This is a genomic window from Faecalimicrobium dakarense, assembly GCF_000499525.1.
In the GTDB taxonomy this organism is placed as follows: Bacteria; Bacillota; Clostridia; order Peptostreptococcales; family Peptostreptococcaceae; genus Faecalimicrobium; species Faecalimicrobium dakarense.
Genome location: NZ_HG529252.1, coordinates 30,637 through 43,742, shown reverse-complemented (window position 1 = coordinate 43,742; position 13,106 = coordinate 30,637). Strand labels below are relative to the sequence as shown.

Below are 13,106 nucleotides of genomic sequence, written 5' to 3'. Positions count from 1 at the left end.
TCTTTCATAGCCATGTGATGCAAATATACCTGGTCCTATAAGTGCAAATTTTGCATTTAATCCAGCTTTTAAGGCAGCTGTTGCATCTGAGCTATAATTTGGGTATATATCTAATTTATAGTTTACATTATTTTCCTTGCAAATATTAACAATTTCACTTATAAAATCATAATCGTATGGTCCGCTAGAATCTTTTGTACATATACATACATCGTATTCTGTTGAGTTTTGGCCCTCTCCTGGACATCCCATATCAACTGCTATAAATTCCGTTGTGTTCTTAGGTATAAATGTCGCACAGCCATGCCCAACTTCTTCATAATTACTAAATAAGAAGTTTATAGTATTTCTAGGCTTTATATTATTTATATTCATATATTTTATAACATAAAGTATAGCTGCTACAGATGCTTTATCATCTAAGTATCTAGACTTAATATATCCTGAATTAGTTATTTTAGTTCTAGTATCAAATGAAACAATATCTCCTATATCTATTCCTAAATTTTTTGTTTCATCCTTTGAGAATACTTCTTCATCAATTATTATTTCGTAATTTTTGCAATCTCTTGGCAATTCTTTTGCCTCACTTGCATGTATATGAATAGATGGTTTTATAGTTTGTAGTGTACCTTCATATTTTTTATTATCTCTTGTGTGTATTAAGCAGTTCTCTCCTTCAATTGTATTCATCATGTATCCACCTATTTGAGATACTGCCAGCCTTCCATTTGCTTTTATTTCTTGTACCATAGCACCTAAAGTATCTATATGAGCTGAAAATGTAATTTCATTTTCTTTATCTATTCCTTCTATTATAGCTACTAACATACCTTTATTTCCAATCTTATATTCTACATTCATATTATCTAATTCTTTTTTTATATAATTAATAATATCTTTTGTATATCCTGTCGGACTAGGTATGTTCAATAATTCCGTTAAATAATTTTCTATTATTTTAGTATTGTGCAAATTGCTACCTCCTATATAAATCTATAATGTTTGAATTGTTTTTATTGTTGTATTTTAATTTATCAAGTTATGTACCCTATATAAAAATAATGCAGTATAGAGTAAAAAATCATTATTATAAATAATCTTTCTAAATAAGATATTATAAATTCCATTTTACTTATTTTAATTTCTGTATTTGAAATATACGCTATGTTACTAGTTAGTGATGTACAAGTTAATAATGAAACTATTCCAATTAGAAATCTAGTTGTATATTCTATATTTTTATTTAATATATCTATAGCTACAACATTATTATAAAATAAATTGACGCAAAATTCATTAAATTCATTTGTATTTGGAATTTTTAATATTTGAGATAATGGATTTACTATATATTTAAGTATCTCTATAATAATATCTGCATTAATTATTGCATTTCCTATATATAAAATAATTACTATATTTGGTATTAGCTCCATAACAATTTTTATAGATTCTTCAGCATTATTTAATATATGTACAAATATACTTTTTGTATTTTTATTACTAAGATGCTTATCTAATCCTTTTTGAAATTTATTATCTTTATGTATAGTTTCTTTATATCCCGTTTTAATATAATATGATTTTTTCTTTTTATTTAAAGGATATATTCTACATAATATAATATTCATAACTATTGCTATAAATATACTGACTATTGTAAAATCAAATCTATTTATATCTAGTTCATTGGATACGTAAATACTCATAGGAAATGATATTATAGAAAAATTTAGCATTATCATACAAGCTTCAATTTCTCTTAGCTTTCCACTTTTATATAATTTATTAGTCATAAATAATCCACTAAAAGTATCTACAAATAAATATACCAATATATTTACTATACTTTTACCACTTAATTTAAATATTTTTTTCATAGTCTTTTGTGAATAGGACTCTACTATATCTAAAAGACCATATTCTAATATAAATGGCATAAATATTGCACTTATTGGCAGTACTGTAGCTATATTTAGAATAACCTCATTAATTAGAAGTAATACATTATCATCTAAAAAAATAATTGTATTTTTTCCATAAAAAATATTTATTAATATTAAAATGCTTAATAGGCGAATGTATAAAAACATTTTTTTTATACTATTTTTTTTATCTTTATACGAAAATATAGACTTTAAACACCCTATAGTTGTATATAAAACTATACAAAGTTCTAATAAAGGTCTTGCGTCTATTTGCAATTTATATGAGAGATGATATATTATTGTTTGTACTTGTCCATTTGATTTTATTGGTATAAAAAAAATAATTAGGCCTATTATAGAGTATATTAATGACTTTAATCCATAGATAAAATCATTACTTACATCTTCTTTTTTAAATTCATTTTTTGTACTTATATTCTCCATAACTTACACCTCTTTATTTATAAATGTTCAACTTATCATAAATATTTCCTTCTAAAATTAATAAGTTTTAATATGATTGATTAAATCCAATTTGAGATGTATAATACTATAATTGGTAAGTTAAATCTAATAGAGGTGATAAATTGATTGAAAAAGATAAATCTAAAAATATTTTAATACTTACAGCTCAATTTGGTGCTGGACATATAAGTGCTGCTAATGCTATTAAAGATGCTATTTTAGAAAAAGATAATACATGTAATATTACTATTCAAAATTTTATGATTGCAAGTGCGCCAAAGGCAAATGATCCAATGGTTAAGTTTTATGAAAGAAATACAAAGTATACTCCTGCTTTATATAACTATTATTATTATTTAAAAAAATCATTTACATCTAAATACGATATTTCTCATAAGCTTTATACTCCTAAGCTTACAGATTATATACTTGATAAAAATCCAGATTTAATTATATCTACGTTCCCTCTTGCAGCTGCTTGTGTAGATAACTTTAAAGTGAAATGTCCCGATATAAATATACCTACATTAACAGTTATTACTGATGTAGTAGACTCCCTTGAGTGGGTATATCCGACTACAGATATGTATTTTGTTCCTTCTATTGAGATTAGAAATAGGTTTGTTCAAAAGGGAATGTCTCCTGATTCTATTAAGGTAACAGGCGTACCTATTAATAAAAAGTTTCACGCTAATGAAAAAACTTCTATACCTAATAAGTATAGATTATTAATATTAGGTGGAGGTAGAGGTTTATTTGATATAAGTGAAGATTTTATGTATTGGATTGATGAATTTTTAGATAATTACAAAAACTCTATAGAGGCAACTATCATTACAGGTAGTAATGCTAAATTATATAATAATTTAACAGCTGAAAAACCTCTTTCTAATATAAACGTTTTAGGGTATGTTAACAATATGCATGAATTAGTAAAAGATTATGATCTTATGATAACAAAGCCTGGTGGTGCTACTTTATTTGAAGCTATACATTCTCAAACACCTGTCATAGTTAGAGTTCCTAAAATCGGACAAGAGATAGAAAATGCTAGATTTATAATTGATAAAGGAGTTGGTCTTTTATATCATGATGAAGACGATTTAAAAAAACTTTTTTATAGTCTATCTTCTGGAGAGTTTGATTCTTTAAAAGATTTTATGCAATCAAATATAATTGATTTTAAAAATACAATACATTCTGACAGCATTTCAGATTATATATTTGAATTATTAGATAAATAAAAAATAGAAGAGCCTATGTTAGGCTCTTCTATTTTTTATTTATTTACAGCATTGATAGGATTTATATTTTCATCATTTACTATTGTTTCAAAGTGTACATGATTTCCTGTAGAGTTACCTGTTGTTCCTACCTTTGCTATTACTTGTCCTTTTTTAACTATATCCCCTTCTTTGACCACATTTGAAGTATTATGGGCATATACAGTTTTTTTACCATCAAAATGCTTAATTTTTACTACATTACCATAACCATTTTGGCTTCCGGAAAATATTACTATACCATCATCAGAAGATAATATATCTGTATTTTGTGGCGCTGGTATATCTATTCCTCTATGAAACTTTACTTCTCCTGTTATAGGATGTACCCTCTCTCCAAATGGTGAACTAATTTCTGTGTAAGACTGAAGAGGCCATGCTCCTGGTATAAACTGTAAGCTATTCTCATTTAAATATGTTAACTTTTCTTCTTCTATAGATTTTTCTAGTTTTATACCATCTATAACAAAATTTTCTAACTGTTTTTCAAGTTCATATTTTTCATTAGTTAAACTTGCTACTTCGTCTTTTATACTATTATTTTTATTTTTCACACTTTCTGGCACAAAGCTTACACTCACAACTTCAGTATCATTTTCCTTATTTTCTAATTCCTTAATATGACTATTTTGGGCTTCTATATTAGATTTCAAATCATTAATCTTTACTTGTAACTCTTCTTGTGCTTTTTTATTTTCAAGTAATAAATCTAAATTAGTTTTTTCATTTAGTGCATATGTATTTATGTTTTTATTTCCTAAAATAAAAATACTTATCGATAATAATGTTAATACCATCATTTTATTTATAGTTTTACTCATTATTTTTTCACTCCTTTTTCCACTATCTATTAATATTGACAATTTTTATAGAACTTATTACTTTTTTTGTATAAGTAAATTCATTTTCTTAAGATTTATACTTTATATTCAATAAAAAAAGCCCTATAAAGGGTCTTTTTTTATTGAGTATATTTATATGAGTGTTATGTTTTTACTAATTAATTTTTTATGTAAATTTTATGATTTTTTAATATGTTTTCTAGTATCAAGTGCAACTGCTGCTATTATGATTAAACCTTTTACTATAAATTGTAAATAAGTACTTACTCCAATAAATGCAAGTCCGTAGTTTATAACTTGGAATATTAAAACCCCTGTTATAATACCACCTATACTACCAACACCACCTGCAAAAGATACTCCTCCAACAACACATGCTGCTATTGCATCCATCTCATACATAAATCCTGTATTATTAGTAGCACTACCAACTCTTGCTGCTTCTAGCGAACCTGCAAGGCCATAAAGTGCCCCTGCTATTACATATATTATTATAATATTTCTTGCAACGTTTACTCCTGAAACTTCTGCTGCTTCTGGATTTCCACCTATTGCAAACATATTTTTACCAAGCTTAGTTTTATTCCATATAAACCACATTATTACAGAAATTATTATTGCATATATTATAAGATATGGTATTCTAAAATTTCCTGTACCTATATTTCCTTGAGCAAGCTTTGTAAATGCCAAATCAAGACCAGCTATAGGTTGTGCTCCATATGGAGGTCTATCAAAATATAGTGATGTTAATCCATATACTATAAGCATCGTACCCATAGTTGCTATAAATGGAGGTGTTTTAAGTTTTGCTACTGCAAAACCATTTAAAGCTCCCATAAATCCACATAGAATCATTGCTAATATTATCGGTACTATTAATGGGAGTTTCTGTAAATCTGGATACATACGATAAGCATAATCAGTTGCTTGAAGTAGCGATGCTGATACAACTGCTGCTAAGCCAATTATACGTCCTGCAGAAAGGTCTGTACCTTGAGTTACTATTATTCCACCTACACCAAGTGCAATTATCACACGTATAGATGACTGTGCTAATATATTTCTAAGGTTATTTATAGAAAGAAATGTAGGTTCTATAAATATTATTATAAATAATAATGCTACTAAAACTAATTGTATAGCATTATTTGTAACAAACTCTTTTATTGATTTTTTACTATTTATAGTTTCTTTAACTTGAGACTTCATAGCTATCCCCCTCTAAAAACTTCGCTGATAATTTCATTATCTCTTCTTGCGTAGTATTTTTTGAATCAACAATTCCAGCAACTCTTCCATTACTCATTACTAAAATTCTATCAGTTACCCCTATAAGTTCTGGCATTTCTGAACTTATCATTATTATTCCCTTTTCTTTACTTGCAAGGTCATTTATTAATTGATAAATTTCATATTTTGCTCCTACATCTATTCCCCTTGTAGGCTCATCTAACATAAGAACTTCAGGATTTGTAAGTAACCATCTACCTATGATAACCTTTTGTTGATTACCTCCCGATAAACTTCCTATTGGAGTTTTTTGCGATGGAGTTTTTACATTCATAGAGTCGATAACCCATTTGGTATCTCCTGACATTTTTTTATTAGATAAAAATAATCCATTAGCTTTATAAGCATCCATATTCGATATAATAGAGTTAAATTCTATACTCAACATAGGGAATATCCCCGTGCTTCTTCTTTCCTCTGTAACTAATGCAAATCCATTCTCAAGAGCACGTCTTGGGTGTTTATTTTCAATTACCTTATCATGTAATTTAATAGTTCCACTTTGAAGTTTTCTCATTCCAAATAAAGCTTCTACTATTTCTGTTCTTTTAGAACCAACTAATCCTGCTATCCCTAAAATTTCCCCTTTTCTTAGGCTAAAACTAACATCTTTTAATCCAAACGTATCTTCTTCAGTAAAGTTTTCTACTTCTAATATTACTTCCCCTGGATGATTATCCTTTGTTGGGAATCTATTAGACATATCTCTTCCTACCATCATACTAATAATATTATCTATAGTTAATTCACTAGATTCTTTTGTATCTATTAATTGACCATCTCTCATTACTGTTACATAATCAGATATTTTTAATATTTCTTCCATTTTGTGTGATATATATATTATTGCTACATTATCTTTTCTTAATTTATTTATTATCCTAAATAAATGGTCTACTTCTTTTTCAGTAAGAGATGATGTTGGTTCATCCATGACAATTACCTTTGAATCATATGATACAGCTTTTGCAATCTCTACCATTTGCATTTGTGATACAGATAAAGAGTTTACCTTTTGACGTGGATCAACATTAATATCTAAATCTTTAAATATCTTTATTGTATCTTTATACATTTTATCTTCATCTATAAATAGTCCACTTCTAGGATATCTCCCTAACCATATATTATCTAATATATTTCTTTGCCTAACCTGATTTAATTCTTGATGTACCATAGATACTCCGTTATCTAAGGCTTGCCTTGTATTTTGAAAATTTATTTCTTTACCATCTAGAAATATTTGTCCTGAATTTTTTTGATATATACCGAATAGACATTTCATTAATGTTGATTTACCAGCTCCATTTTCACCCATTAAGGCATGAACTGTTCCTGGTCTAACATTCAAATTTACATTTGATAAAGCCTTTACTCCTGGAAATTCTTTCGATATATCTTTCATTTCTAATACAAACTTACTATTTATATTTTCCAAAAGTTGCGCCTCCTTTAGACGTAACCAAGAAGATTAAATTAATCTTCTTGGTTTATTAAAACTATTTAGTTATTATTTAATTATGTATTATATTACTTTGCATCACCTATATTTTCTTTTGTTATTCCAACATAAGGAACACGAAGAACTTTATCAGATAATTTCCAATCAGTTCCTTCAGCTACATCTTTACCAGAAGCAGCATTTATAGATAAGTCTATAACAGCTTTACCTTGATTCATAGCATCATTTAATACTGTTCCTATTACTTTATCACTCTCTATAAGAGTTATTATTTCTGGTATAGCATCCACACCTATAACCGGCATAAATTTATCTCCTGAGAAATATCCTTCTTTTTCAAGAGAAGCAACTGCACCAGAAGCCATACCATCATTATTACAAATTACAAATTCTATTTTATCTCCAAATTTAGCTAACCAAGCATCCATTTTTTCTGTAGCTTTTGCAGCATCCCACATAGCAGTATCTACCGCTAACTCTTCAGTTTCTATTCCTTTTTCATTTAATGTTTTTATAGAATATTCTGTTCTTGCTTCAGCATCTGGATGTCCTGGTTCTCCTTTTATCATTACATATTGAATTTTTCCATCTCCATTTTTATCCCATTTTTCTTTGTTTTGTTCCCATTGTTTAGCCATAACTTCTCCCTGTATAACCCCTGATTCCTTTGAATCTGTTCCAACATAGTAAGCTTTATCATAGCTTTCCATTGCAGCTTTATCTGGCTCTTTATTAAAGAATATTACAGGAAGTTCTGCAGCTTTAGCTTTTTCTATAACTGTAGTTGCAGCTTTCGGGTCAACTAAGTTTATAGCTAGTACTTTAACACCTTTTGCTATCATTGTATCAATTTGTTCTAATTGTTTTGCTTGGTCATTTTGTGAATCATTGATTATTAATTCAGCTTTATCCTTTGCATTTGCTTCTAATTCTCTACGTACTGCAGACATAAAGTTATCATCATATTTGTATATTGTAGCACCTATTTTTGGCAGGTCTGATGCTCCCCCCTTTTCACTTCCTCCATCAGACTCTGATGAACTACACCCTACAACTGAAAATAACATCATTGCAGCCATACTTAACGCTAAAATCCCTCTTTTATTCATACAAATACCCCCTAAGATAAATTTTAAGATATAATATAAATATATCCTTATAAAACGTTTTCTTAATTTTATTATAAAACGTTTTCTTTTCATTTCGCAATAAATTATATATAATTTTTTAGAATTTTTAGTCTATTAATAGGAGGTTAGAAAATATGAATGCAAAAGATATAAAAAAAAGTAACTACAATTTGGTTCTTGACTACTCCAGAGAAAAAATTAAAAATCTAGACCCTAATGATATTAGTAAATTGAGTAATGTTAAATTTAATGAGGATTTATCTATATTTGAAATTAATTTAATGAATAATTTGTTTACTATGGAATACCCAAGTGGCAAAATCTTAGAAAAATCTAATAATTTAGAGTTAGATATTATAATTACTCGATACTTATTAAATGCAACAGGTATACCTCCTACTAATAAATTTATTACCTTTAAAGAAATCCCTGGCGGAAACGTTTACTATAATAATTTTCTAAATAGAACCATAAAAAGACTAGCTTATGAATTTTCCGATTGTATAGATAAGTACAAAATTTTTATGGATAATTTAGGGGCTGAGAAAGTAAATATGGGCGATTTAGCTTATAAGTTTAATTTTGTAGGTAATACATTTATGATATTTATTATTTGGTTTAGTGATGATGAATTTGAAGCAAATGCAAACATACTATTTGACTCAAATATAACTTATTATTTTAATACTGAAGATTTAGCTGTAGTTCCTGATATCGCTATTGATTTAATCTCAAAAAACATTAAAGAACAGATTTAAATATATTATTTATTCACATATTTAATATATTTAAATATTATATAGTAATAGGAAAAGGGGGATTTATAAATGATTAAAGATTTAGCTATTTTATCTGGCTTTATATCCTCAGTGTTTATATTATTATATACTTTAATGTACTTATTAAGAGATATATACTATATATCTAATAATTTAAAACTAAAAAAAATCGTCAATAAAATATTACCTGTATTAACTAAATACAATTCTTTCTTTATATTGATGATTTTATTATTTGCAACACTTCATGTATTAGCTCTTTATAGTATACATGGCTTTTTTATTAATTCAGGATATGTTATTATATTTGTCCTAATTTTTATAATTAAATTTAATTTTTTTTCCTCAAAAAATATAATTCCTAATTCTACAATTAATATCTGCGCTTACTTATTGTTTATAAGCTTAATCGTTCACTTAGTATTTAAAGTATAGCGATTAGAATTTATAATCTACTTAGAAATAAAAAAAGAAGAGTTAGCTCTTCTTTTTTTATTTGCATTAATATATATTTTTCTTATATTGCATATATAATTTTTCTATTTCTTCCATCTCAGTACTTAATTCAAGTTGTAAATCAGATGCTTTTTTATAATCCTTACATTCTATTGCATCTCTTATTTGAGTAAATAATGATGTCTTAGTTAATGTATCTTTCATTACCTTAAACTTAATATCTGATATTGAATTCCACATAACTTCATCTAATGCATCCATATTTTCTTTATTGTGTAATTTAGCATATGAAACTATAGTTTCTATATCTTCTTTAATTATTCTATTTTTTAATTCTTTAGTCCACCTATCTATAGCACCTGCTTTAAATGAATTTATTATAGCATCATTAAATACATCTCCTTGTTTTAAAGCTTCTAGTTTATAAGAGTAAGTTTCTAAATTCTTCATAGCTTCATAAACAGTTGCTGGTGGTGCTCCAAATCTTTCATTTCTTTCCTCTAATGTATAATGTTTAAATACATCTTGCTCATCTCTGTATGCTCTATTTGTATCTAAGTAGAAGCTTTCTTCACCTACATTCTTAGATAGTTCTTTCTCAAGTTCTCTTGTACTTAATTTGCTCTTTGCAGCAGCCTTTATACCATCTAACATCGTTTGGTAACATCCTGCTATTACTAAGTAAGTATTTGATAGAGGATTCGGTGCTCTTAGTTCAAGTCTTACTGATTTTGGACTTTTTATATCTCTTACTAATCCAACAAGTACAGATCTATTTCTTGATGGCACTTCATAAGAATGCCCTAAAGATGTAACTATACAAACTGGAGCTTCAAATCCTGGTACTAATCTATTAAATCCATCATTTGATGATGTTACAATTGGATTTAGTACTTCATAGTTATGAAGTATTCCCATAAGTGCTCCATATCCTATTTCACTTAAATAATCTTCTTTCATATCTTTTGGAGCAAATAAGTTCTTTATGCTACCATCCTTTAATTTAGCACTTACACCTACATGAGTATGCTCTCCACTTCCTGCTACTCCATGTATTGGCTTTGCTTTGAATGTAACTTCTAATCCATTTGATGCAAAAACATCTTCAATAACTTCCCTTGCTAATAATTCAGTATCTGCTGCTTGAAGTGGAGTCGAGAATTTCCATGAAACTTCTAATTGTTCCATTGCATGATTTGTTTTACCATCTATACTTATAGAACGATGTATACCACCAACTTCTTTATGAGCCATTTCTGGATTTACACCTAATTTTTCAAGTAATATTAAGCTTTTCTCTAAACAAGTTCTTATAATACCATGAGTCCTCTTCCAATACTGTTCTTTTAAACTTTGCGATACATATAATTTTTCTAAATCAGCTTTATCTTCTGGTGTATTTACCCAAAATTCTAATTCTGTAGCTGATGTTAATATTATTTCTTCTATATCTGATACATCTTTTATTCCGATATTATTTATAACATGAGGATATTCTTTAAATAGTTCTAAAAGAGATTTTTTAAAGTTTTTCTCTGCCTTTTTTAGTATACCCCTTGAACATACTTTCTTATTATCATGTATTAAAAATGCAGGTATTTTTAGTGTACCTACTGGTAAATTAAGCTCTTCATCAATATGTTCAAAATTATAATCTATATACCATTTACTATCAACATCGGGCATTAAATCTACTTTAGCATTATTTAGCGTTGCTATATTATGAAGCTCAACACTAGATCCATCCGTTTGTATAGCTGATTCTAAAAAGTCATCTATATCATCTAGAAATAATTTCATTGGTATCTTCTCATCCGTTGCATTTCCTCCTAGGTCTACCCCCATTAAAGAAACAAACTTGATGTTTTCATTTTCACTTAAAATTTCACGTAAATCTTTTTCATTATGATTCTCTTTTGCTATAGTGTATAATAATTTTTTCATATTACCACTCCCCCAATCTATTGATATAATATTTTATAACTTAATAAAAAGAAACATGTCCAAGATACTTTTTAACACTTCGTATACTTTCTTTGTATATACATTTTTTGTTCGTTTATTTATTTATACTTATTATATATTAGCATTAAAAGGTTCGCAATATTTTTATTCTTAATTGATTAAATCATTTATACAATAATTTAACATTTTTATAAATATAGGGTATACTAAAGAGTAAGTATTTATTTTACTTTATAAGTTAATTTATTATATAATTAACATAAGATAATTTAGGAGAAAGATGCCATGGAATATATAGTTTTTGATTTAGAATTTAATCAAGGTTTTGATAAATCACTTAATAAAACTGTATCTAATGAAAGATGTCCTTTTGAAATAGTGCAAATTGGTGCAATTAAATTAGATAGTAGTTTTAATATAATAGATACATTTAATAGTTTTGTAAAACCCGAAATATATAAAGGGATTCATCCTTTTGTTGGAAAAATGACTGGAATTACAATGAAAGATGTCTCAAATGCTCCAGGATTTGTTCAAGTTTATAAAGATTTTAAAAAATTTATATCTTCTAAAGATCCAATTTTATGTGTATGGGGAACTGGTGACTTAAAAGAGTTATATAGAAATATAAAGTATTACGATTTGCCTTCAAAGTCTTTGCCTAAGGAGTATATTAATATTCAACAACATGCGTCTAAGCATTTTAACAACCCTGTTGGTAAAAGCATAGGCCTTCAAAATGCTATAAATATATTAGGTGTTAAGCAAGAAAAGTCTTATCATAATGCATTAAATGACGCATACTATACTGCACAAGTTTTCATAAGAATTTATAATCCAAGTATTGTTCCTGATACTTATATATATACTACAGTTAAACCATCTAGTGTTAAGCGTAGCCCTAAGAAAGTAATTGATTATGATAAATTGTTTAGCGAGTTTAGCAAGATTTTAGACAGAGAATTATCTAAAGAAGATAAAAAAAATAATTGATCTGGCTTATAAAATGGGCAAAACTAATCAATTTTTGATAGATGCTCCAAAATATAAAAAAAGATAGACTATAAATAGTCTATCTTTTTATATATTTATAAATAACATCTTTATTAATTCATATTGGGCAAACTCTACACTTTTAATTTCTTTTTTAATCTCTCTACTATGCTCATCATTTCCAATTAAAATATCTACATCTCCTACGCTAGTATATAATTCATCTAAGATCTTCATAAAATCATTTACTTTAACACTTTCTTCTTTTGATCTTAATAATGTTATATTTTTGTTTTCACAATCTTTATAAATAGAGCCTACTCCACATATAAGACTATCTTCTTTTATATATACAACTTCTGCCCCTAATGATTTTCCTTTTTCTAATTTATGTTTAAGATCTAATAACTTCATATGTATCCCCCTAATTATAAAAATCCGCTTTAATCTAAATATTAGTACTATTTCTTGCTAATATTTCTAATGATATTTTACACTCTAACATCT

The 13,106-nt window shown here is 27.1% G+C and carries 11 protein-coding genes; 3 read left to right on the top strand and 8 right to left on the bottom strand.

The window, feature by feature from the left end:
- Positions 1–975: M42 family metallopeptidase (locus tag BN899_RS03450; protein ID WP_042272953.1), on the bottom strand; the 975-nt coding region annotated here is incomplete at its 3' end.
- A 62-nt stretch (positions 976–1,037) separates the two neighbouring features.
- A complete protein-coding gene (locus tag BN899_RS03445; RefSeq protein ID WP_042272952.1) occupies positions 1,038–2,375 on the bottom strand; it encodes a hypothetical protein in 1,338 nt (445 codons plus the stop codon).
- Between the two features lie 143 nt (positions 2,376–2,518).
- On the opposite strand from BN899_RS03445, the gene BN899_RS03440 reads away from it, so the two are divergent.
- A complete protein-coding gene (locus BN899_RS03440; RefSeq protein WP_042272950.1) occupies positions 2,519–3,640 on the top strand; it encodes an MGDG synthase family glycosyltransferase in 1,122 nt (373 codons plus the stop codon).
- Between the two features lie 35 nt (positions 3,641–3,675).
- On the opposite strand, the gene BN899_RS03435 is transcribed toward BN899_RS03440, so the two are convergent.
- The 4 genes from BN899_RS03435 to mglB form a co-directional block, all read right to left on the bottom strand.
- Positions 3,676–4,500 (bottom strand): peptidoglycan DD-metalloendopeptidase family protein, encoded by an 825-nt coding sequence (locus BN899_RS03435; protein WP_052356551.1) that lies wholly within the window; start codon positions 4,498–4,500, stop codon positions 3,676–3,678.
- Between the two features lie 198 nt (positions 4,501–4,698).
- Positions 4,699–5,733: a galactose/methyl galactoside ABC transporter permease MglC gene (gene mglC / locus BN899_RS03430; RefSeq protein WP_042272949.1), complete on the bottom strand. Its 1,035-nt coding sequence runs from the start codon at positions 5,731–5,733 to the stop codon at positions 4,699–4,701.
- Positions 5,717–7,252, bottom strand: a complete 1,536-nt coding sequence (gene mglA / locus BN899_RS03425; RefSeq protein WP_042272947.1) for a galactose/methyl galactoside ABC transporter ATP-binding protein MglA — start codon at positions 7,250–7,252, stop codon at positions 5,717–5,719. The genes mglC and mglA overlap by 17 nt, the downstream gene beginning before the upstream one ends.
- Positions 7,253–7,344: 92 nt before the next feature.
- Entirely contained in the window at positions 7,345–8,385 is a 1,041-nt protein-coding gene (mglB, locus tag BN899_RS03420) for a galactose/glucose ABC transporter substrate-binding protein MglB (RefSeq protein ID WP_042272945.1), read from the bottom strand.
- Between the two features lie 155 nt (positions 8,386–8,540).
- Between mglB and BN899_RS03415 the strand changes: the two genes are divergently transcribed.
- Positions 8,541–9,164 carry a DUF3786 domain-containing protein gene (locus BN899_RS03415; RefSeq protein ID WP_042272943.1) on the top strand — a complete coding sequence of 208 codons (624 nt, stop codon included), beginning with the start codon at positions 8,541–8,543 and terminating at the stop codon, positions 9,162–9,164.
- 522 nt (positions 9,165–9,686) lie between these two features.
- Here BN899_RS03415 and BN899_RS03405 read toward each other — a convergent pair.
- A complete protein-coding gene (locus BN899_RS03405) occupies positions 9,687–11,585 on the bottom strand; it encodes a type I glutamate--ammonia ligase (RefSeq protein ID WP_042272939.1) in 1,899 nt (632 codons plus the stop codon).
- A gap of 306 nt (positions 11,586–11,891) precedes the next feature.
- On the opposite strand from BN899_RS03405, the gene BN899_RS03400 reads away from it, so the two are divergent.
- Positions 11,892–12,599: a 3'-5' exonuclease gene (locus BN899_RS03400; RefSeq protein ID WP_242824062.1), complete on the top strand. Its 708-nt coding sequence runs from the start codon at positions 11,892–11,894 to the stop codon at positions 12,597–12,599.
- Between the two features lie 87 nt (positions 12,600–12,686).
- On the opposite strand, the gene BN899_RS03395 is transcribed toward BN899_RS03400, so the two are convergent.
- The gene (locus tag BN899_RS03395; RefSeq protein ID WP_042272937.1) at positions 12,687–13,013 is read right to left on the bottom strand and encodes a hypothetical protein; all 327 of its coding nucleotides are present in this window, start codon (positions 13,011–13,013) and stop codon (positions 12,687–12,689) included.
- Between the last annotated feature and the right edge of the window lie 93 nt (positions 13,014–13,106).